General features: G+C 65.4%; 19 protein-coding genes. 8 read left to right on the plus strand and 11 right to left on the minus strand.

What is annotated here, in order from left to right:
* Nucleotides 1-71 precede the first annotated feature (71 nt).
* The gene (locus tag CG716_RS26410; RefSeq protein WP_094484105.1) at nucleotides 72-1,907 is read left to right on the plus strand and encodes a nitrilase-related carbon-nitrogen hydrolase; all 1,836 of its coding nucleotides are present in this window, start codon (nucleotides 72-74) and stop codon (nucleotides 1,905-1,907) included.
* A 44-nt stretch (nucleotides 1,908-1,951) separates the two neighbouring features.
* Nucleotides 1,952-3,001 carry a cupin domain-containing protein gene (locus CG716_RS26415; RefSeq protein ID WP_094484106.1) on the plus strand — a complete coding sequence of 350 codons (1,050 nt, stop codon included), beginning with the start codon at nucleotides 1,952-1,954 and terminating at the stop codon, nucleotides 2,999-3,001.
* A gap of 2 nt (nucleotides 3,002-3,003) precedes the next feature.
* Here the strand turns inward: CG716_RS26415 and CG716_RS26420 are convergent, their stop codons facing one another.
* Nucleotides 3,004-4,128, minus strand: coding sequence for a TDT family transporter (locus CG716_RS26420; RefSeq protein ID WP_094484107.1), 1,125 nt, complete (start codon nucleotides 4,126-4,128; stop codon nucleotides 3,004-3,006).
* Between the two features lie 72 nt (nucleotides 4,129-4,200).
* Between CG716_RS26420 and CG716_RS26425 the strand changes: the two genes are divergently transcribed.
* Nucleotides 4,201-4,587 (plus strand): VOC family protein, encoded by a 387-nt coding sequence (locus CG716_RS26425; protein ID WP_094484108.1) that lies wholly within the window; start codon nucleotides 4,201-4,203, stop codon nucleotides 4,585-4,587.
* Nucleotides 4,588-4,595: 8 nt separating this feature from the next.
* Here CG716_RS26425 and CG716_RS26430 read toward each other — a convergent pair whose 3' ends face one another.
* From CG716_RS26430 to CG716_RS29975, 9 genes are all read right to left on the minus strand, one after another.
* The gene (locus CG716_RS26430) at nucleotides 4,596-5,066 is read right to left on the minus strand and encodes an Rrf2 family transcriptional regulator (RefSeq protein WP_094484109.1); all 471 of its coding nucleotides are present in this window, start codon (nucleotides 5,064-5,066) and stop codon (nucleotides 4,596-4,598) included.
* Nucleotides 5,067-5,090: 24 nt separating this feature from the next.
* Nucleotides 5,091-6,116 carry a hypothetical protein gene (locus CG716_RS26435; protein WP_133067026.1) on the minus strand — a complete coding sequence of 342 codons (1,026 nt, stop codon included), beginning with the start codon at nucleotides 6,114-6,116 and terminating at the stop codon, nucleotides 5,091-5,093.
* Between the two features lie 193 nt (nucleotides 6,117-6,309).
* Nucleotides 6,310-7,449, minus strand: a complete 1,140-nt coding sequence (locus CG716_RS30385; RefSeq protein WP_165774315.1) for a hypothetical protein — start codon at nucleotides 7,447-7,449, stop codon at nucleotides 6,310-6,312.
* Between the two features lie 318 nt (nucleotides 7,450-7,767).
* Entirely contained in the window at nucleotides 7,768-8,370 is a 603-nt protein-coding gene (locus CG716_RS26445; protein WP_094484112.1) for an isochorismatase family protein, read from the minus strand.
* A gap of 9 nt (nucleotides 8,371-8,379) precedes the next feature.
* Nucleotides 8,380-9,108 (minus strand): 3'(2'),5'-bisphosphate nucleotidase CysQ, encoded by a 729-nt coding sequence (locus tag CG716_RS26450; RefSeq protein ID WP_094484113.1) that lies wholly within the window; start codon nucleotides 9,106-9,108, stop codon nucleotides 8,380-8,382.
* Nucleotides 9,105-10,955 (minus strand): sulfate adenylyltransferase subunit CysN, encoded by a 1,851-nt coding sequence (cysC, locus tag CG716_RS26455; RefSeq protein WP_094484114.1) that lies wholly within the window; start codon nucleotides 10,953-10,955, stop codon nucleotides 9,105-9,107. Before cysC ends, CG716_RS26450 begins: the two co-directional genes overlap by 4 nt.
* Complete coding sequence (cysD, locus tag CG716_RS26460) at nucleotides 10,955-11,917, minus strand: sulfate adenylyltransferase subunit CysD (protein ID WP_410430789.1); 963 nt, start codon at nucleotides 11,915-11,917, stop codon at nucleotides 10,955-10,957. Before cysD ends, cysC begins: the two co-directional genes overlap by 1 nt.
* Nucleotides 11,918-12,031: 114 nt before the next feature.
* Nucleotides 12,032-12,523, minus strand: coding sequence for a beta-class carbonic anhydrase (locus tag CG716_RS26465; protein ID WP_094484116.1), 492 nt, complete (start codon nucleotides 12,521-12,523; stop codon nucleotides 12,032-12,034).
* 157 nt (nucleotides 12,524-12,680) lie between these two features.
* On the minus strand, nucleotides 12,681-12,884 hold the full coding sequence (locus CG716_RS29975; RefSeq protein WP_133067028.1) for a hypothetical protein: 204 nt from the start codon (nucleotides 12,882-12,884) through the stop codon (nucleotides 12,681-12,683).
* A 110-nt stretch (nucleotides 12,885-12,994) separates the two neighbouring features.
* Between CG716_RS29975 and CG716_RS26470 the strand changes: the two genes are divergently transcribed.
* The 4 genes from CG716_RS26470 to CG716_RS26485 are packed head-to-tail and all read left to right on the plus strand — an operon-like array spanning nucleotide 12,995 to nucleotide 18,438.
* A complete protein-coding gene (locus tag CG716_RS26470; RefSeq protein ID WP_094484146.1) occupies nucleotides 12,995-13,984 on the plus strand; it encodes an oligopeptide ABC transporter permease OppB in 990 nt (329 codons plus the stop codon).
* Nucleotides 13,981-14,904: an oligopeptide ABC transporter permease OppC gene (locus CG716_RS26475; protein ID WP_094484117.1), complete on the plus strand. Its 924-nt coding sequence runs from the start codon at nucleotides 13,981-13,983 to the stop codon at nucleotides 14,902-14,904. The genes CG716_RS26470 and CG716_RS26475 overlap by 4 nt, the downstream gene beginning before the upstream one ends.
* Nucleotides 14,901-16,742, plus strand: a complete 1,842-nt coding sequence (locus CG716_RS26480; RefSeq protein WP_094484118.1) for an oligopeptide ABC transporter ATP-binding protein OppD — start codon at nucleotides 14,901-14,903, stop codon at nucleotides 16,740-16,742. Before CG716_RS26475 ends, CG716_RS26480 begins: the two co-directional genes overlap by 4 nt.
* 49 nt (nucleotides 16,743-16,791) lie before the next feature.
* On the plus strand, nucleotides 16,792-18,438 hold the full coding sequence (locus CG716_RS26485) for an oligopeptide ABC transporter substrate-binding protein OppA (RefSeq protein ID WP_420093229.1): 1,647 nt from the start codon (nucleotides 16,792-16,794) through the stop codon (nucleotides 18,436-18,438).
* Here the strand turns inward: CG716_RS26485 and CG716_RS26490 are convergent.
* Entirely contained in the window at nucleotides 18,428-19,699 is a 1,272-nt protein-coding gene (locus tag CG716_RS26490) for an alpha/beta hydrolase (protein ID WP_094484119.1), read from the minus strand. The genes CG716_RS26485 and CG716_RS26490 overlap by 11 nt on opposite strands.
* A gap of 128 nt (nucleotides 19,700-19,827) precedes the next feature.
* Between CG716_RS26490 and CG716_RS26495 the strand changes: the two genes are divergently transcribed.
* Nucleotides 19,828-21,039: an acyl-CoA dehydrogenase family protein gene (locus tag CG716_RS26495; RefSeq protein WP_094484120.1), complete on the plus strand. Its 1,212-nt coding sequence runs from the start codon at nucleotides 19,828-19,830 to the stop codon at nucleotides 21,037-21,039.
* The last annotated feature ends 44 nt before the right edge of the window (nucleotides 21,040-21,083 follow it).

A 21,083-nucleotide genomic window follows, 5' to 3' on the forward strand; every position in this document is an offset into this window, starting at 1 on the left:
GTTACGGTTTGGGCCGGGTTTGCTGGGGAGGGGAATGGCCAAGTCGGTCTCTGAGCGAATGACAGCGGACCATGCCTGCCCCCTTTAAGGTCGCCGCGGTCGAGTTCAATCCCGAACTGTTCGAGTTCGAACGCAACATCGAGCGCGCGTGCGCTCTCACCGAGGAAGCCGCCGCCAGCGGGGCGCGCCTGATCGTGCTGCCCGAAGCGGCGTTGTCCGGATACATCTATCGTGATCGTGCTCAGTTTCTGCCGTACATGGATACAGTGCCCGGCAAGGGCACCGAGGCGATCGCGGAGATCTGCGCACGACACAACTGCTACGTCGCGATCGGTATCGCCGAGATCGATCCCGCGACGGATCTGACCTACAACACGGGTGCACTCGTCGGCCCGGTCGGTTATATCGGCAAATACCGCAAGAACGGGCTGAACTCCAGCGACATCATGTGGTTCACCCCTGGCAACACCGGCTATCCGGTCTTCGACACCGAGCTCGGCAAGATCTGCATGATCATCTGTTACGACGACACCTACTGGGAACCAGCCCGGTTGCCGGCCATCAAAGGCGCCGACCTGATCGCGTACATCTGCTCCAGCGACAGGGTGCTCACGCAGTTGGGTGCCGAGGCCAAGGGAAACCATTCGACAATCGCTGCGGTGCAACAACTTTGCGCATGGAACGGGCTGGCGATGGTCGCCGCGGACCGCAACAACGTCGAGACCAATCCGACCACCGGCCTGTCGGTGATCTACGGGGGTTCCGCGTCGATCTGGCAGGCCGATGGCCGGCGCACGGGCCACCTGCCCGCCACCGACCAGAACCTCACCCTCACCAACCCCGGCGCCGTCCTGTACGGCGAGATCGATCCGGCCCTGTATGTCAACGACCAGAAGGCCACCTTGCAGCGCCGTCGTCCCGAGCTCTACGGCGAACTCGCCTTCTACCGGGCTCCGACCGATACCAAGGCTTCCGCCCAGTCGCACGCGATCACCGTCACCGCGGTGCAGTACGCCGTCGTCGCCGGCGACACCGACGGCAATATAGGTCGGGCCAACGAGCAGGTGCTCACGCTGCAGGACCGCGCGGGCGGCGACGGCATCGTGGTGTTTCCGGCGTTCACGCTCACCGGCGCTCCGGCCGATCCCGACGAGCCCGCCGCGATCGCCGAGTCCGGGCTGGGACGCACCGTCCAGGTGCTCAGCGACTTCGCGGTCAGGCTGCACCGGTTCGTCGTCGGAAGTCACGTCGAACGCGACAACGGCGCGCTCTTCCACACCGCGGTTTTGGTCGCCCCCGACGGAACCGTCACCGGCAGCTATCGGCAAACCCATCTGGACCCCGCATATTCCTGGGCGAGCGCCGGCGACGACCTGCCGGTCTTCGACACCTCGATCGGCCGCGTCGGACTGCTGCTGTGCGAAGACGTGCGATTCCCGGAAGCCAGCGGCGTACTGGCGGTGCGCCGCGCCGATGTGATCGCGATTCCCACCCGATGGGACGGCCGTTACGGCGGTGCGCTGCAGGAATCCAAAGGACTGTTCGCACACGGGTTTGCCCCCAACACCATGTGCCTCTGGTATGCCGTGGCCAAGACCAGCCAGGCCTACACGGTGGTCGCCAACGCCGTGGGTGACGGCTGTCAGGGCTCCAGCGGCGTGTTCACCATGAATCCGGTCGACGCCGAGGCACCCGTTGTCGCCGGCATCGACGACGCAGGGACGGTGAGTCTGGATATCACCACGCGCGGGCAGCCGGATTGGTGGATGGATCAACGGCGGCTGATCGCCGGCCGCCGCACCGATTTGGCCGTGCCGGTGACCTTGGGGACCGACTCGGCCGCGTTCCTCCGCTGGCGCGACACCCCTGGATACGACATGTCCGGCTGGACGGCGTACTCCCAATAATCCTGCTCTACTGCAATATTCGTCCAATGAGAGGATCACCGTAGATGACAAAGCTTGAGCGCAGCGAACATTCGGTGTCGTTGCTCGACGGTGAGATTGTCGAGGAATCTGATCTCGGTTCGATCCGCCGGATCACCGCCGACAACCTGCCCATCCTGTCCGGCCTGTCGATCAAACGCCTCGTGATCAACCCGGGTGCAATGCGAACACCGCACTGGCATGCCAACGCCAACGAACTGGCGTACTGCGTCTCAGGAACGTCGCTGGTGTCGATCCTCGACACCGGGAGCCAGTTCACGTCGTTCACGATTGGCGCCGGCGAGATGTTCCACGTCGACTCCGGTTCATTGCACCACATCGAGAACATCGGCGAGGAGCCCGCCGAGTTCATCTTGGCGTTCCGCCATGAGCGGCCAGAGGATTTCGGGCTGGGCGCCGCGTTCGGCGCGATGACCGATGCGGTGCTGGGCAACACCTACGACCTGCCGGCCTCGGACTTCGCGAAGATCCACCGCGACACAACCGACCGGAAACTGGCGGCCCGCGTCGGAGATGCCTCGGTGCCCAGCACCGCGTACTTCAACGATCCGCACAAGTTCGGTGTCGAGGCGCAAAGCCCGCCGGTCGGAAGTGCGGTCGGGTCGGCACGCCTGGCTCGAGTCGGGTTCTGGCCTGCGCTCAAGGACATGTCGATGTACTCGCTGCGGATTCGCGAGGACGGCATGCGCGAACCGCACTGGCATCCCATCACCGCGGAGATGGGCTACGTCGCATCCGGGAGTTCGCGGATGACGGTGATGAATCCCGATGGCTCCCTGGACACCTGGTACCTCGAGCAGGGCGACATGTATTTCATTCCCCGCGCCTATCCTCATCACATCGAGGTATTCGACGCGCCCGACCTGCATTTCGCGATTTTCTTCGACCAGCCGACCCCCGGCGACATCGGTTACCGGGCATCGGCGAGTGCGTACTCGCGCGAGGTGCTCGCCGCGACGTTCAACGTGCACATCGACGACCTACCGAATTTCCCGTTCACAAATGCTGATCCGCTGATCGTCACGCGGGTCAACCCGCTCGACCCGCGCGAATAGGGTTAGCGCGCGGGGTCTTTGTGCGCTTTGATCGGCCCGGCGGCCGGCGGGGGGTTCAGTAGATTGCCGTGCACGCTGCCCCTGGTGGTGCGGACCGCCACCAACAGCCAGGTGCTCAGCAGCCCGACGTAGGCGATCACCGCGGCGACCCTGAACGCAGGCAGTTGAGAGTGCACGGCGAGCTGCGTAGTGCCCGTGACGAATGTGCCGACCGGGAAGGTCAGGCTCCACCACGTCAGTGCGAACGGCATCCCGCGTCGCAGGGTGCGAACCGTCAACGAGGTGGCCAGCGCGATCCACAGCACGGCAAAGCCCCACACCGGCACCCCGAAGATGATCGCGAACGCATTCAGGTTCGCCGCGAGCTCAGGTCCCACCGCCAGCGCCGCGACGTGGCCGAGAAGTCCGGCCGCGGTGATGGATTGGCCCAGCGGGCCGAGCACGATCCATAGCGTGGGCACTCGGGCGGTACCCGACGTGCCATAGAGGGCGAGCCGGCTCCAGATCAGCGTGATGATGATGAATGCGGCCACCAGTGACAGCCCGAACATCGCGTAACAGCCGTAGAGCATGGTGGTGCGCCCGGTGCCCGGTGCCATGTGCGAGATGAGCAATGCGCCGTTGGCCGCCGAGACCATCGGGGGCACCACCGGCATCAGCCAGCCGCCGAACGCGGCGTCCGGCTCGACGTTGTGCTGAGTGAACATGAGGAACGGAATGCTCACCGCGGTGAACAGGCCGCCTATGGTGCCCGCGGTCCACAACACCCAGTCCAGGTCGACGGCGAGGCGCTCGCCGATGAGGTCTTTTCCGATCAGCACCGCACCGCCGCCGACGGTCAGCAGCGCCATCGGTGCCGCCCCGTAGAAGTGGGCCATCTGTGGGTTCCTGGCGTGGGTGCGCGCGACCGTCGGGTGCCGTAACCAGTGCACCCCGACCAGGGCGATCAGCACGATGAGCAATGCCGCGGCGACCACCCAGACCACCTCGGCGAATCCACGTAGCCCCCAGACATGCACGGGCAGTGTCGAGCCCGCGGTCGCAACGATTCCGGTGCCCATCACCGATGCGAACCAGTTGGGTCCGATGTTTCCCAGCACTTCGCCACGAGCCTGCGGTGTCGCCATAAGCCAGAGAGGGTACGGGCTCGCCGGCCTTCATTGCACGCGCTATCCCAAAGTGCTTGACTGATAACGGTAATGGCAATCGCGTTGAATCACACCATCGTCGCGGCGCACGACAAACACGAGTCTGCGCGGTTCTTGACGGAGCTATTCGGGTTGCCCAACGCGGTTCCCTTCGGACATTTCCTCCTCGTCGCCCTCGACCATGGGCTCAGCCTCGACTACGCGGACGTGGCGGCCGGCGAGCCCATCCAACCGCAGCATTACGCCTTCCTGGTTTCCGAAGATGACTTCGATGCGATCTACGCGAAGATCTCCGAGCGGGACATGCCCCACTGGGCCGACCCGCGTGCGTCCCGGCCGGGTCAGATCAATCGCAACGACGGCGGCCGCGGCGTCTACTTCCGCGATCCTGCCGGCCACTTCCTGGAGATCATCACTCGCCCCTATGGATCAGGATGAGGCTGGAATCAGCCGTGGCCGCGGTGGTCCTCTTGGCTCAGGTAGTCGCGAGCCATCACGGCCACATGCTCGGGCAGTTGTCCGCTGGCCACGTCGGCCAGACTGGTTTCCTCCAACACTGAGCGCATGCTGGCGCGCAGTGCCCGCCATACGTCGGTCAAGGCCGCCGTCGGCCCGCTGTAGGGCAAGTCCCCCAGGCCGATGTCGCGCACGCTGGCCAGCGGCCCGTCGATGCAGCGCAGCACGTCGGCGATGCTGATCTCGGCGGCCGGACGACCCAGCTCGTAGCCCCCGTCACGGCCGCGATGGCTACGAACCAGCCGGTCGGTGCGCAAGTCCGAGAGGATGTCGACAAGGAATTGCGCGGGGATGCCCTGGGCCTTGGCCAAATCCTCGGTCTTGACCAGCGCGCCGGTGTCGACGGATGCCAGCTGTGTCATGGCGCGGACGGCATACTCGGCCTTCGCTGACATCCGCATGCCGCGAATTCTGCCACTGTGCGGCTAGTGGTGATGCGGCCGATGTGGCGTGATCGCCTTGCGCAGGACATCGCCGAGGCGCTGCAGCGAGGTCCGCGCCTGGTTCAGAGATGCCGCGCCGCGCTGCCGCAACCCGGCGTGCGCGGCCTCCTTGCGCGGCACAGCCTTGTTGCCGTTAGTCAGATCGGTGCCGCCGTTGACCGTCGTCGGCTTGGGTGCGTCCCGTTCCGACGTGGTGGCCGCGGCCGGCTGGGTGGTGACCGCCGAGCCCCTGCGGTGCCCCAGTAGAGCCCGCGGCGACCTCGGGATTGCGCTCACCGCAGTCCGGACGGCCTGGGTTTTCGGCGGGTGCTGCACGGGCCGCCTCAGCAGATCGGCCAGCTCGGTGAGCCGCTGACGCACAGCCGCGCGAATCGCTTCGACGGTGGTCAGTGGCGCGCCGAGCGGTGTCGCCACCGCGCGCAGGGCTGCGCTGATGGCGGAGTCCACGTCACCGTGGGAGAGCAAGGTCAGGGTGTCCGACATGAGCTTGGGTTCGGCCGCGCCCATCGTGCCGGCCGCGACGGTTGCTTCGACGACCTCCGTGCTCACGTACCCGACATAGTCGGCGACCGACGTCACCGCGTGCTGCAACCGGAGGTCGTCGATGACGGGGGCGGACACCGTGGCGGCCGGCTTCGTCACCGGCTCAACGCTGAGCAGGTCGGCGACCGCCGCGGGCGACACGTGCGGCGCCGGGAGGGGCGTCGCGTCCACCGCCTCGTCCAGGAACGCTTTCTCCACCGCCGCGCCGCTGAACAGAGTCACGTCCGCCACAGCCCCGGCGAGCAATTTCTTGAAGGGGGTCGCCGGGCTCGACGCGGCGGAGTCTTGCGCGATCGCTTCCAACAAGGCCCGGTCAAGAGCCGCCGGGGACGCACTGCCGGCCGAGAGCTTCACCGCGGGCACACGAGCGTCCGACGGCGGTGCTGACACCGGATTGGCAACCACGACTGTCGCACCGACCAGCGCCACTCCGGTGGTGAAAATCGCACCAATCCCGCGCCGCAACGTGTGCTCCCTCCTGGCTATTCCAGGGCATTGCCAGCTTAAGAATACCTGAGAGAAAGCTAAGAGAGGAGTCCCAATTTTGGGACGGTGAATTCACCGAATTTGACGTGGATGAAAAGCGAAGTGCCCCTCCTCTTTGTACAAAAGGAAGGGCACCCGCCCGTGTACTGGATTACGGGGCAGACTTGCCGGCCTAAGACTTGCCAGCTGCCCTCTTGGAACCCGCAACACCATGGTTGCTACCGGTGTTGGTCGAGGCGCTCTTGGCGTGACTGCCTCCTGCGTTGCCACCGCCCGAGTTCCCGTTGCTGGCACCGGCAGCCGACGAATCCTGCACGGCCGCGGCCCGCAGCGCCGACGATGACGGGGAAGCGCTCTGCACGGCCGCGGACGGCGGCGGAACGGGCGGGGCCGATCCGGTCTGCGACAGCGCGTTCGCAATGCCCTTGACAGCGGCCTGAATCTCACCGCGAATGCTCGGCACAACCGTTGCTGGCCCGGTCTGCACACCAGCACCGACGGTCAGGTTGAGCATCGTGCCCGGGATCCCGTTCGGCCCAAGGAATCCGTCAACAGCGGCGTTCCACGCCTGCACCGCATTCCCGGCCGCCACGCCGGCGATCACGTTCTGGATGACCGTACTGAACGCGGTACCGAGCACCGTTGCTTGCCCAATGGAGCTCTGGACAACCAGGTTCACCAGCGTGGGAACCGCCGAGAGCAGGGCTGTTCCCCTGGCGACCGCGTTGTCCAGCATGTAGTTACCCGCAGCCAGGGCGGTCTGGCCAGCCGCCACGAACGGAGTCACGATCGCGGTTTGCAACGTCGTGATGGCGCCGGCGATATCCCCCGACAGTGCCTGCTGCGTGGCCGTGACGAATGCCCCGGGCAGGTTCCACAACGCTTCGCTGGCGATCAACGCGATAGTCGTCGCGGCGTTCGCCGTGCTCTCCAGCGAGGCCGACCCGTTGTAACCGAGTTGGCTGATGATCGGCAAGTGGTCGTTGATCACCTGCGGGAGCAAACCGACGGCGTTGAATCCGTAGCCTGCTTTGATCACGGCGACGCCGCCGGCATCGAGAATCCCGCCGAGGGCGGTGTAGCCAGCAGTCGTGTTATCGGCGCTGAGCACCCACTGATTGAGGGAGTTCAGAGTGCCGATGAGTTCCGACAGCGGGCTGTCGAAGCCCGCGATTGCGATGTCGGTGACCGACGAGATCCGCAGGTCGGGCAAGGCGAGATTGGCCGGAGTTACCGGCGTCATTGCGATGGCACTGGCGCCGACGACCGCGGCAGTTCCGGCAATAAGTTGTGAACGTAAGGAGATTTGCATTTCAACCCCTTCTGGGCATGGACAAATACTGATGAACCTGAACATACCTGAGAAAAACCTGAGGAAGGGCGATATTGACGCATTCGCCCGTAAATATTTCTTGGATGGCAGTCAAAATTCTGCTGGGTTAACTTCCAGTTAACTGACTAATTACCATCGAACTGGGCAAAGGCTGGCACACCGGGCCTGCCAGCAATTTTTGGTCGGTTCGCCACCGCACGGGTGCCACTTGGGTCAGCGCGCATTAGCACCGCTAGGACACGCGACTTTCTCAGATTGCGAGGCGATTTTTCTCAGGTAAGCCCTACGAAGTGCACGTCAGCTGGGGATTGCAGCCGAATCCGGCGCCACGACAGCGAACAGGTCCGCTATCCCGGCGAGGCTGGCTGCCTGCAACGCCGATGCCGGCACGGGCGCGGCCGGGTCGGGACCTGGCAACGACCGCGTGGCCGTGGCAGCGGCCACGACAGTCGGCGCGTAGCCCAGATTGAATGCTCCTCTGGCTGTCGAGTTCACGCACATGTGCGTCATGAAGCCGGCGATGATCAGGTTCTCGGTGCCGACATCCTTGAGGCGTTCCTCAAGTGGCGTCTGCACGAACGAGTTCGGGTAGTTCTTGACCACCACCGGTTCACCATCACGAGGCGCAACCCGATCGACGATGGCACCGCTCTCGCCGGTGATGTCGTAAAGCGAGCCGGGGCCGTCGTCGTGCTGGATGTGGATGACGGGGATGCCCGTCGACCGGGCGCGGTCCAGCAATAACGCGGCCTCGTCCAGCGCAGCCTGCACACCTTCGAGCTCCATGACACCGTGTGTATAGGTGTTCTGGCAATCGATCAGGATCAGGGTCGACGCAGCCAGGCTCGGCGGTTCGAGGGGCAGCCCCGCGATCGCGCGCAGGGTCGTGAGTTCACTCATGGCGCAACGCTACTGCGTTGCCGCCAGCACCGCCTCAGCGTATTCCGGCCGGCACACCACGACGTCAGGCAGCAGTGGGTCGGGACGGTTGTACTGGAGCGCAGATCCATCGATGCGCGAGGTGTGCAACCCAGCGGCACGGGCGACGGCCACCGGAGCGGCCGAATCCCACTCGTACTGGCCGCCGGCGTGCACGTAGACATCCGCCAGACCTTGCACCACTGCCGCGACTTTCGCTCCGGCAGAACCCATTTCGACCAGCACGCCGTTCAGGGCATCCCGCACCTGCAGCGCGACCGCGGGGGGTCGGGTCCGCGACACCACGATGCGCGGCACTGCCGGGGCGGGCGGCGGTGCCGGCACCGTCGGTGTGGCAAGCGTGATGGCCTGAGCCGGAAGCGCCACCGCCCCGGCGATCAGTTCCCCGTCCTGCCACAACGCCACATGCACGGCCCAGTCTTCGCGGTCGAGTTCGGAGAACTCGCGGGTGCCGTCGAGCGGGTCGACGATCCACACCCGGTTACTGCGCAGCCGGACCGGGTCGTCGGCGCCCTCCTCGGAGAGCACCGCGTCATCGGGGCGCGCTTTGGCCAGCGCCTCCATCAAGTAATCGTGAGACCGCTTGTCGCCAGCTGCTTTTCGCTCCGCGCCTGACGCATCGGCCAGTTCGGCGCGGACGCCCAGCAGCAGCTGGCCCGCCTGGGTGGCCAGCGTGGCCGCTAGTTCGTGGTCGCTCACTGCTGACCCTCCAACAGGTCCACGACCTGCTGGGCCAGCTCGTCGCAGCTGTAGTCCGGCGTCAGCCGCAGATCAGGACTCTTCGGTCGTTGGTAGGGGCTGTCGATTCCGGTGAAGTGGGTGATCTCCCCAGCGCGGGCCTTGGCATAGAGCCCCTTGGGGTCGCGGCGCTCGCAGTCTTCCAGAGGAGTGTCGATGAAAACCTCGAAGAACTCGACATCCTGATCGGCGTGCACCTTGCGAGCCAGCTCTCGGTGTTCCTCCAACGGACTGATCACCGGCACCAGCACCGTCAGACCGGCATCGGCCATCAGCGTGGCGATGTGGGCCAGCCGGCGCAAGTTCTCGGCACGATCGGCCATCGAGAAGCCCAGGTCGGCGTTGAGTCCGTGACGCAGGTTGTCACCGTCGAGAATGTAAGCGGGGCAACCATGTTCGAGCAGCTTCTGCTCCACCAGCACCGCAACCGACGACTTACCGGACCCGGACAGGCCGGTGAACCACAGTGTGCGCCCCTTGGTGAGCCGCTCACCGGCACTAACCAGCGACTGATGGCGCACCGTGTTCGGCGACGCGGTACGGCTGGCCGCCGGAGCGGTATCGCGGACCATGCCCGCGGCGACCGTCACGTTGGTGTCGGCGTCGATCAGGATGAACGACCCGGTGGCCGCGTTGCGGGAGTATTCGTCGAGTAGCAGCGGCACCTGCGTGCGTAGGGTTACGCGGCCGAGTTCGTTGAGCTTCAACGCCGTTGCGCTCTTGTCCCGGTGCAGGGTGTTGACGTCCAGGCGATAGTCCAGACCACCCACTCGAGCCCGCGTGGTGCGGGTGGTGTGCTTGATGATGTAGTCGCGGCCGGGCTCCAGAGCGGTGTCGTCGGCCATCCAACACACCATGGCGTCGAACTCCTTCGTCGGCGTTGGCTGATTCTGCGGCCGGGCCAATAGATCACCGCGTGAGATATCGATATCGTCAGCCAGGCTGATCGACACCGCCATCGGCGGGAACGCCTCCTCGACAGGCCCGGTGGGGCCGTCGATCGTGGTGATGCGACTGGTTTTTCCGCTTGGGAGCACGACGATCTCGTCGCCGGGGCGCATCACGCCGCTGGCGACGGTGCCGGCATAGCTGCGGTGATCGGCATGTTCGAGGGTCTGCGGCCGGATCACGTACTGCACCGGGAAACGGACGTCGACCAGGTTGCGATCGCCGGCGATATAGACGTCCTCGAGATGACTGAGCAGCGGCGGTCCGTCATACCAGGGCGCCTTGTCCGACTTGGTGACCACGTTGTCGCCGTTGAGCGCCGACATCGGGATGGTGGTGACGTCGTGGATGTCCAGCCGGGCGGCAAAAGCGTGGAACTCCTCGCGGATCCACTCGAAACGCTCACGGTCCCAATCGATGAGGTCCATCTTGTTGACCGCCAGCACCACGTGTTGCACGCCGAGCAGGGAGGCCAGGAACGCGTGCCTGCGGGACTGCTCGAGCAACCCGTGGCGGGCGTCGACGAGCACGATCACCAGCTGCGCGGTCGAGGTCCCGGTGACCATGTTGCGGGTGTACTGGATGTGTCCCGGGGTGTCGGCAATGATGAATTTCCGCTTGGCCGTGGCGAAATAGCGGTAGGCGACATCGATGGTGATGCCCTGCTCCCGCTCGGAACGCAGCCCGTCGGTCACCAACGCCAGGTCGGTGTAGTCATTACCGCGCTCCCGCGAGGTCCGCTCGACGGCGGCCAGCTGGTCTTCCATTACGGCTTTCGAGTCGTACAGCAGCCGGCCGATCAGGGTCGACTTGCCGTCATCGACCGAACCCGCGGTCGCAATGCGCAATAGCGTCGCCATCAGAAGTAGCCCTCCCGCTTACGGTCTTCCATGCCAGCTTCGGAAATCCGGTCGTCGGCGCGAGTGGCGCCACGCTCGGTCAGCCGCGACAACGCGGTCTCGGCGATCACCTCGTCGACGGTGACGGCCGTGGACTCCACACAGCCGGTGCACGTCACGTCGCCGACGGTGCGGAACCGCACTGAGGTTTCGAACACCGGCTCGTCGGCAGCGGGCTGCATGTATTCGTGGACAGCCAACAGCATCCCGTCGCGCTGGAACACCGGACGGGTGTGGGCGTAGTAGATCCCCGGCAGGGTGATCTCCTCGGCACCGATGTAGGCCCAGATGTCGTACTCGGTCCAGTTCGACAGTGGGAAGACGCGGATGTGCTCGCCCTTGCGATGGCGTCCGTTGTAGATGTTCCACAGCTCGGGGCGCTGGGCCTTGGGGTCCCACTGACCGAACTCGTCGCGGAAGCTGAAGACCCGCTCTTTGGCGCGGGCCTTCTCCTCGTCGCGGCGGGCGCCGCCGAAGGCGGCATCGAACTTGTTCTCGCGGATCCCGCGCAACAGTGTGACGGTCTGCAGCGGGTTGCGCGACGGGCCGTTGTCCACGACGCGACCGGCTTCGATGTCTTCTTCCACACTGGCGACCACAAGCCGCAGGCCGTACTTGGCGACCAGTTCGTCGCGGGTCGCGATCACCTCGTCGAAGTTGTGACCGGTGTCGACGTGCATCACCGGGAACGGCAGTCGCCCGGGAGCGAAGGCCTTGATCGCCAGGTGCAGCATCACGATCGAGTCCTTGCCGCCGGAGAACAACAGCACCGGCCGTTCGAACTCGGCCGCGACCTCGCGGATGATGTGGATTGCCTCGGCCTCCAGCGACCGTAGGTGGCTCAGCTCGTATTGCCCCGGTGTGGGGCTTTCGACCACCGGACTTGCCATTGGTTTCCTCGTAAAGTTGGTAGGATTGACCATAATTACAAAGCTAGCCTGGAATTTAGCGAGCCGGATAGCAGAAGTCAATACTTAAGTGCAGATGCCATCACCGCAGGTCAGGCGACGATTCACAACCTTGCGGGGAAGGACGGCCTAGAGAACGACTTCGTTCAGCCGGCCGGTCGCCACGTCGAAGACGAAGCCGCGCAGCGACTCGTGCTTGGTGACGAACGGGCTGTTGGCGATGCGACGCAGTGACTGGCGCACATCTTCTTCCAGATCAGAGAAGGCTTCGGCCGCCCATTCCGGCTTGATGCCGACCTCATCCTGGATATCGCGCTTGAATCCGTCGTCGGTGAAAGTCAGCATGCCGCAGTCGGTGTGGTGGATAAGGATGATCTCTTTGGTGCCGAGCAGTCGCTGGCTGATGGCCAGCGACCGGATCTCATCGTGGGTGACTACGCCGCCGGCGTTCCGAATCACATGTGCCTCACCGTCTTTGAGGCCCAGGATCCGGTAGACGTCTAACCGCGCATCCATGCACGCCACCACAGCGACGTGCTTACTCGGCGGCAACGGCAGCGGCCCCGTGAAGTCCTTCGCGTATTCGACATTGTTGGCCAGGTATTCGTCGGTAACGCTCACTGCGCGATGGTAACTCGGGCCAAAGCCGCTGCCATCGTGAGCGATCAGGCTGATCCAAACTGGAAGCCTAAGGCGCTTCGCGCGGTTCCGGGGTGGTGCTGTGAGACCGAAACCTCTCGACGCCGCGCGAGTCGCTATACGCGCAGGCAACAGCCGGCTATCGGGGCTCCATACTCGGCTGCGGACTGGCCGACGCAATCGACGAGCTGGGCAGCGCCGGTGGTGAGGTGTGCGCGGTCGTCGGGCCGGGGCTCGTCGTCGTCGGCTCGATAGTGCTGCCCTTGTCCTGGCAGGCCGCCGTCAACGCCGAGAGCCCCACCAGTACCGTCGCCATCAATCGCCTGGGTGTGATGCCATTCACCTCCGACTGCCTACCCGTGTTCTGTGGCGATAAACCCCCGGGTCCTCCCGTCGCTTTCCGCCGGCATCTCCTACCCTGTGCTGCATGCACCCTGCGGCCTGCGGCGTCCGATGACGCGATTTCTGGCGCGTCGGCTGCTCAACTATCTGGTGCTGTTGGCGTTGGCATCGTTCCTGACCTTTTCGCTGACATCGTTGACGTTCACGCCGTTGAACAGCCTGCTGCAACGCAATCCACGCCCGCCGCAAGCCGTGATCGACGCCAAGGCCGCCGAACTCGATCTCGACAAACCGATACCGCTGCGATACGGCCACTGGGTCGCCGGCGCGGTGCGCGGCGATTTCGGCACCACGGTCACCGGCCAGCCTGTCTCCGATGAATTGTGGCGGCGTATCGGGGTCAGCCTGCGGCTGCTGATCATCGGCTCGGTGCTGGGCACCGTGATCGGCGTGGTGGTGGGCGCCTGGGGCGCGATCCGGCAATACCGGCTGTCCGATCGGGTGATCACCTTGTTGTCACTGCTGGTGATCAGTACGCCGACGTTCGTGATCGCCAACCTGGCGATCCTGGCGGCGCTCAAGGTCAATTCCGTTCTAGGACTCCAGATTTTCTCCTACACCGGCGAAACGTCACCGGACAGCGCAGCGGCCGGGCCGCAGACATTTCTGAATCAGTTCATCGACCGGCTTCAGCACCTGATCCTGCCCAGCGTCACGCTGGCCCTGGGCGCGATCGCCGGTTACAGCCGTTACCAGCGCAATGCGATGCTCGACGTCCTCGGCCAGGACTTCATCCGCACCGCCAGGGCCAAGGGCCTGACCCGACGGCAGGCACTGTTCAAGCACGGACTGCGTACCGCACTGATCCCGATGGCGACGTTGTTCGCCTACGGTGTTGCGGGTTTGGTGACCGGCGCGGTGTTCGTGGAGAAGATCTTCGGCTGGCACGGCATGGGTGAGTGGGTGGTGCAGGGCATCGCTACTCAGGACACCAACATCGTCGCGGCCATCACGGTGTTCTCCGGCGCGGTGGTATTGCTGGCCGGGCTACTGTCCGACGTCATCTACGCGATGCTGGACCCCCGAGTGAGGGTGACGTGACGGAAACGACCGCCCGGGCCGGCGTCAAGCCCGAGGAATTCGCGTCCCGGCGCACCTTGGTGCTGCGCCGGTTCGCCCGCAACCGCGCGGCGATGGCCTCCCTGGTGGTGCTGGCACTGCTCTTCATCGGCTGCTACGCGCTGCCCCCGCTGCTGCCGTGGAAGTACACCGATCTCGACTTCTACGCGCTGCAGGAACCGCCGAGCACCGACCATTGGTTCGGCACCAATGCGTTGGGCCAGGATCTGTTCGCCCAGATTCTGCGCGGCATGCAGAAGTCGATGCTGATCGGCGTGTGCGTCGCGGTCATCTCGACGGGGATCGCCGCCACTGTCGGCTCGATCGCCGGTTACTTCGGCGGCTGGCGCGATCGCACGCTGATGTGGTTGGTGGATCTGCTTCTGGTGGTGCCGAGTTTCATCCTGATCGCGATCCTCACCCCGCTCACCAAGAACTCCGCCAATGTCGCGCTGCTCATCGTGCTGCTCGCCGGATTCAGCTGGATGGTGAGCTCCCGCATGGTGCGCGGCCTGACGATGAGTCTGCGGGAACGCGAATTCGTCCAGGCCGCAAGGTATATGGGGGTGCCGAGCCGGCGCATCATCAGCCGTCACATCATCCCGAACGTCGCCTCCATCCTGATCATCGACGCCGCGTTGAACGTCGCCGTCGCGATCCTGGCCGAAACCGGCTTGAGCTTCCTGGGTTTCGGCATCCAGCCACCCGATGTCTCGCTCGGCACTCTCATCGCCGACGGCACCAAATCCGCGACGACGTTTCCGTGGGTGTTCCTATTTCCCGCTGGTGTTCTGGTGCTGATCCTGGTGTGCGCCAACCTCACCGGCGACGGGCTTCGCGACGCGCTCGACCCCGGCAGCGCCCTCCTGCGCCGGGGCCGCAGGAGGAAGAAGAAGTCGTGAGCGACACCCTGCTGGAGGTCACCGACCTCGCGGTCAGCTTCCCGACTGGTACCGACGATCTGACCGCGGTGCGTGGCTTGACGTATGCGGTCCGGCCCCGCGAGGTCGTGGCAATGGTCGGTGAATCGGGTTCGGGTAAATCAGCGGCGGCCATGGCGGTCATCGGCTTGTTGCCCGAGTACGCCACGGTATCGGGCTCGGTCCGGCTGGGCGGGCAGGAGTTGCTCGACTTGTCCGACCCGGAGATGTCGAAGATCCGTGGCCGGCGCATCGGCACGGTGTTTCAGGATCCGATGTCGGCGCTGACGCCGGTGTACACCGTCGGCGACCAGATCGCCGAGGCGATCACGGTCCACCAGCGTGATATCGGCAAGCGGGCAGCACGTCAGCGGGCTGTCGAACTGCTCGAACTTGTCGGCATCGCCCAGCCCGAGCGACGGGCGCGGGCCTTCCCGCACGAGCTGTCCGGTGGCGAGCGGCAGCGGGTGGTCATCGCGATCGCGATCGCCAACGACCCCGACCTGTTGATCTGCGATGAACCGACCACGGCCCTGGACGTGACCGTGCAGGCCCAGATCCTGGACGTACTCAAGACCGCCCGTGACGTCACAGGTGCGGGGGTATTGATCATCACCCATGACCTTGGTGTGGTGGCCGAGTTCGCCGACCGCGCATTGGTCATGTACGCCGGGCGCGCAGTCGAGATCGCAACGGTCGACGAGCTGTACCGGGATCGCCGAATGCCCTACACCGCAGGCCTGTTGGGCTCGGTGCCGCGGCTCGACTCGCCACAGGGCACCCGGCTGGTTCCGATCCCCGGTGCGCCGCCTTCGCTGGTGAGTCTCCCGCCGGGCTGTCCGTTCGCCCCACGCTGCCCGCTGGCAATCGACGAGTGCCGAAGCACCGAACCGGCATTGCTCGACCTCGCCCCCGCTCATTCGGCAGCGTGCATCCGCACCGACCAGGTCAAGGGCCGCACCGCCGAGGAGATCTACGGTGTGTCCACCCAGCCGGAGGCCGTCGAAGACACCCCGGACCCCGAGGTGGTGATCCGGGTGCAAGACCTGGTCAAGACCTACCGGCTGACCAAGGGGGTGGTGTTCCGGCGCCAGATCGGCGAAGTCCGCGCCGTCGACGGCCTCAGCTTCGATCTGCCCCGCGGCCAGACGCTGGGCATCGTCGGAGAGTCTGGCTCCGGGAAGTCGACCACCCTGCACGAAATCCTGGGGCTGTCGGCGCCGCAGTCCGGCTCCATCGAGGTGCTCGGCAATGACGTCGCCACCCTCACCTCGGCCCGACGGCGCGAATTGCGCCGCGATCTGCAGGTGGTGTTCCAGGATCCGGTGGCTTCGCTGGACCCTCGGCTGCCCGTCTTCGAACTGCTGGCAGAACCGTTGGGCGCCAACGGCTTCACCAAGTCAGCCATCGACACTCGGGTCGCCGAGCTACTGGAGACGGTCGGTATGCGGCGCGCCGACGCCAGCCGGTACCCCGCCGAGTTCTCCGGCGGCCAGAAGCAGCGGATCGGCATCGCGCGCGCGTTGGCGCTGCAGCCCAAGATCTTGGCACTCGACGAACCCGTATCGGCGCTCGACGTCTCCATCCAGGCCGGCATCATCAACCTGCTGCTGGACCTGCAGCGCGAATTCGACCTGTCCTATCTGTTCGTCTCGCACGACCTGTCGGTGGTCAAGCATCTCGCGCACCGCGTGGTCGTGATGTACCGCGGCGCGATGGTGGAATACGGCGACGCCGACGACATTTTCGCCAACCCGCAGCACGACTACACCAGGAAGTTGCTGGCTGCTATCCCGCAACCGGATCCCCGTCGCCGTTAGCATCAGTGGCGTGACCCGATTGATCCGCCGGAACGCCGGCCGAATCGCAGTGCTGGCAGTCGTGGCAAGTCTGGTGGTGGCCGGGTGCTCGAGCAGTAAGCGCGATGTGCCGTCCGCGGGCGGCAACGCCGAACTCGGCTCGACCAGCGACATCAACCCACAAGACCCGGCGACTCTGCGTAACGGCGGCAACCTGCGACTGGCACTTTCAGCGTTCCCGTCGAACTGGAACACGCTCAACATCGACGGCAACGACGCCGACACCGGCGCGATCCTGCGGCCCACCATGCCGCGCGCATTCGTCATCGCCGCTGACGGTTCGATGAAGGTCAACACCGACTACTTCACAAGCGTCGAACTCACCAGCACCGACCCCCAAGTCGTCATTTACACCATCAACCCCAAAGCGGTCTGGTCCGACGGGACGCCGATCACGTGGGAGGACATCGCGTCCCAGATCAACGCGACCAGCGGCAAGGACAAGACCTACGCCATCGCCTCGCCCAACGGCAGCGACCGGGTCGCCTCAGTCACCCGTGGTGTGGACGACCGCCAGGCCGTCATCACCTTCGCCAAGCATTACGCCGAGTGGCGAGGGATGTTCGCGGGCAACACCATGCTGCTGCCCAAGAGCATGACCGCCAATCCCGACGTGTTCAACAAGGGTCAGCTCAACGGTCCCGGGCCGTCCGCGGGCCCGTTCTTGGTCTCCTCGTTGGACCGCACCGCTCAGCGCATCGTGCTGACCCGCAATCCGAAGTGGTGGGGCACCCCGCCGCTGCTGGACTCGTTCACCTTCCTTGTTCTCGATGACGCCGCGAGAATCCCTGCGCTGCAAAACAACACGATCGATGCGACCGGCCTGGCCTCGTTGGATGAACTGACCATCGCCCGGGGCACCGCGGGCATCTCGATCCGGCGGGCGCCCGGCTTGAGCTGGTATCACTTCACCTTCAACGGCGCACCGGGGTCGATCCTTTCGGACAAGGCGCTGCGGCTGGCCGTCTCCAAGGGCATCGACCGGCAGGCCATCGCCAACGTGACGCAACGGGGATTGGTCGACAAGCCCGTCCCGCTGAACAACCACATCTTCGTGGCCGGCCAGAAGGGGTATCAGGACAACAGCCAGGAAGTCGCGTTCGACCCGGAGAAGGCCAAGCAGGAACTCGACGCACTGGGCTGGAAGCTCAACGGCCAGTTCCGGGAGAAGAACGGCAAGCAGCTGGTCATCCGCGACGTCCTCTACGACGCGCAAACCACCCGGCAGGTCGCGCTTGTCGCGCAGAACAGCCTGGCCCAGATCGGGGTGAACCTGCAGATCGACGCCAAGCCGGGTAACGGGTTCTTCACCAACTACATCATCCCCGGCGACTTCGACATCGCCCAATTCTCATGGGTGGGTGATGCTTTCGCGTTGTGCTGCCTGAACCAGATCTACACCACCGGCGCCGACAGTAACTTCGGCAAGATCAGTAGCCCCGACATCGACGCCAAGGTCGAGGACGTGCTGAACGAACTCGATCCGGACAAGGCTCGCAGCCTGGCCAATGACGCGGACAAGCTGATCTTCGGCGAAGGATTCAGCCTGCCGTTGTTCCAGTCGCCCGGCAACGTCGCGATACGCAGCAATCTGGCCAACTACGGACCGGCCGGGTTGGGCGACTTGAACTACAGCGCAATCGGATTCATGAAGTAACGGGCTTAGGCGCACTACGCACCACCACCCGCGGGACCGTGGCGGGCAGCACCGCCTCCACGCGGGCCGCCACCGACATCGCCGACACCATCAATCGCACGGCGGGGCGACTGGGCATGGCGTCCAGCGCCGCCTCCTGCGGTGGCAACGTATCGATCCGGCCGATAGCGGCCGCCTCGGCGATCCGCAGCGCCGCCCGCTCCTTGGTGTCGAGCACGCTGTGACCGGAGGTGGGTAGCCGCACCAGTACCGATGCCGGGATGAGCCCTGCCACCCGCTCGGCCACCGCGGGCGGCGTGACCAGGTCCCGACCACCCGATATCACCACCGTGGGCCAGCTGAATTTCGGCATCTCGGCGACCAGGTCGAACGGTTCGGCCTCGAACGGCGGGGCCTTCCCGGTGGCGAACTCGCGCATCGCCACCGCGGGGTCGAGCGGCAGTCCGTCGGGGTCCGCGGCATAGTTGAGCTCGCGGTAGCCGATCCGCCCGACGAGGTCGGTTTCGTTGCGATAGGGCGCTTTTCGGCTGGCCATCAGCTCGCCGACCCGCGCCATCGCCGTCCACACCAACTGGCGACCGCCCAGCAGCAGGTCCAGCTGACGGTCCAGCAGCCGGGCTCCCCCGAACCCGTAGAGGGTCGCGGCGAGCTGAGCGGCGGCCGGCGTCATCACACCTGCGTCGGCCAGCCGCCGGACCTTGTCGGCCAACTCCTCGGTATCGGGTCGCTGGCCGTCCCACAGCACACTGCGCAGATTGCGCCGCACCACCTCGATGTCGTCACCGGCCAGCAGCGGGGAATCCAGCACCATCGCGAGCACCCGGGCCGGATGACGCACCCCGACCCCCGCGGCGACGTAGGTGCCATACGACGTGCCATAGATGACGGCGCTATCGACCTGGGCGTCGTCGAGTACCGCCGCGACATCGTCGACCACCTGCTCGACGGTCAGCGCCTCGGGCGGCAGGTCGGCGCCGGCGTCGTCATGGCGCGACATCCCGATTCCCCGGTGCTCGATCATGATCACGTCGAGGCCTTCGGCGGCGGCATGGCGGCGAAGGCGCCGGTAGAGCGCGATCGACGCGGCCCCCGGCCCCCCGGGGATGATGACAAGTGGATGCTTGGTCTTGCGGCCGGTGCGCACGTAATACAGGTCGAATTCGTCGGATCCACCAGGGGTGATCGGACGCCGAATCGGGCGAACCCCAGGCAGAGCAGCGAGCTTGTCGTGGGCGCGGCGCCGCTTCTCGTTCAACGTCATCGCCGCATGCCAACCATGGGTTGATTGTGCCTCGCCTGGGGCGGGAATGGAATGCGCCCTACCCCTCTCTTAGGTTCGGGATGAGCCAAAGCAGTGCCCGCGATCCTGGCCGTCGGTAGAACGGGGCCATGACAACAGTGGAGCCTGTCAACCGCATCCTGCCCGGCACGCCCGAATTCGCCGATCTGCTGGCCCAGATCAGGGCGGGCGCCAAAGATCGAGACCTCAACGACGAGAACCCATTTGACCAAGTCAACGCGCTCAAGAAAGCGGGATTCGGCACGCTGCGGCTGCCGGACGAGCTGGATGGTCCGAATTTCAGTGTCCGTCAATTGTTTTCGACCATCATCGACGTCGCAGCGGCTGATCCTATTGTGGCGCACATCTTCCGCACACACTTCTGGTTCGTCGAAGAGCGGCTCCGCACGCTCTCCGAAGCGCGGTCGGCCCAGTGGCTGGCCAAGGTCGCCCAGGGTCACATCGTGGGCAACGCCTTCAGTGAAAAGGGCTCGAACGCTGTCGGCAGCCTGGTGTTCAACACCCGGTTGCTGCCCGTTCCCGGCGGCTACCGGCTGACGGGCGAGAAGTACTACAGCACCGGCACGTTGTTCGCCGACTACCTGACCGTCACCGCCACCACGGACCACGACTCGGTGGCCACGGTCATCGTGCCCGCCGATCGGGCCGGGGTGCGCCTGGTCGACGACTGGGATGGTTTCGGCCAGCGTCGCACCGGGACCGGCACCACCGTCTTCACCAGCGTCGACGTGGCGCCGGACGAGGTGTTGAACGACACCCCCTATGACGCCGACCCGGTGCCGACAGTGCAGTACGCGTCACTTCAGCTCTACATCCACGCCGTCGTCGCCGGTGTGCTCCAGACGATTGTCGATGACGGTGTCGAGCTGTTGCGCTCGCGTACCCGCAGCTTCAGCCACGCCCTGACCGAGAGCCCGGTTGACGATCCGCTCTACCAACGTCAGCTCGGTGAGCTGGCCAGCACCGCCTACATCGCGCGGGCGGCGGTGCTCGACGCGGCGTCGGCCATCGAGGCGGCCACGGACTCGGTACAAGACGGCGTTCCCGACGCCGGCCTGGCCGCCGAGGCCCAGCTCAAGGTCGCCAAGGTGAAGGTCCACATCGACGACGTCGCGCCCGAGGCCGCCACCCGGCTGCTCGAGCTCGGCGGCGCCAGCGCCGCCAGCCGCCAACGCAATCTGGACCGGCACTGGCGCAACATCCGCACGATCACGCTGCACAACCCGGTGGGATACAAAGCCCGGGTAATCGGCCAGAACCTGTTGCACGGCACGCCAATCCCGGCCAACGCCTACTTCTGATCTCTTCGGCGCGGAGGGGAGACATCATGGCAGCGGCGAGGACT

The organism is Mycolicibacterium sphagni (assembly GCF_002250655.1).
Lineage (GTDB): Bacteria > Actinomycetota > Actinomycetes > Mycobacteriales > Mycobacteriaceae > Mycobacterium > Mycobacterium sphagni.

Excerpts from the sequence above, each read along its gene's own strand:
- CG716_RS26410 (WP_094484105.1), top strand. The coding sequence starts at position 72 with ATGCCTGCCCCCTTTAAGGTCGCCGCGGTCGAGTTCAATCCCGAACTG.
- CG716_RS26415 (WP_094484106.1), top strand. The coding sequence starts at position 1,952 with ATGACAAAGCTTGAGCGCAGCGAACATTCGGTGTCGTTGCTCGACGGT.
- CG716_RS26420 (WP_094484107.1), bottom strand. The coding sequence starts at position 4,128 with ATGGCGACACCGCAGGCTCGTGGCGAAGTGCTGGGAAACATCGGACCC.
- CG716_RS26425 (WP_094484108.1), top strand. The coding sequence starts at position 4,201 with ATGGCAATCGCGTTGAATCACACCATCGTCGCGGCGCACGACAAACAC.
- CG716_RS26430 (WP_094484109.1), bottom strand. The coding sequence starts at position 5,066 with ATGCGGATGTCAGCGAAGGCCGAGTATGCCGTCCGCGCCATGACACAG.
- CG716_RS30385 (WP_165774315.1), bottom strand. The coding sequence starts at position 7,449 with ATGCAAATCTCCTTACGTTCACAACTTATTGCCGGAACTGCCGCGGTC.
- CG716_RS26445 (WP_094484112.1), bottom strand. The coding sequence starts at position 8,370 with ATGAGTGAACTCACGACCCTGCGCGCGATCGCGGGGCTGCCCCTCGAA.
- cysC (WP_094484114.1), bottom strand. The coding sequence starts at position 10,955 with ATGGCGACGCTATTGCGCATTGCGACCGCGGGTTCGGTCGATGACGGC.
- cysD (WP_410430789.1), bottom strand. The coding sequence starts at position 11,917 with ATGGTCAATCCTACCAACTTTACGAGGAAACCAATGGCAAGTCCGGTG.
- CG716_RS26470 (WP_094484146.1), top strand. The coding sequence starts at position 12,995 with ATGACGCGATTTCTGGCGCGTCGGCTGCTCAACTATCTGGTGCTGTTG.
- CG716_RS26490 (WP_094484119.1), bottom strand. The coding sequence starts at position 19,699 with ATGACGTTGAACGAGAAGCGGCGCCGCGCCCACGACAAGCTCGCTGCT.
- CG716_RS26495 (WP_094484120.1), top strand. The coding sequence starts at position 19,828 with ATGACAACAGTGGAGCCTGTCAACCGCATCCTGCCCGGCACGCCCGAA.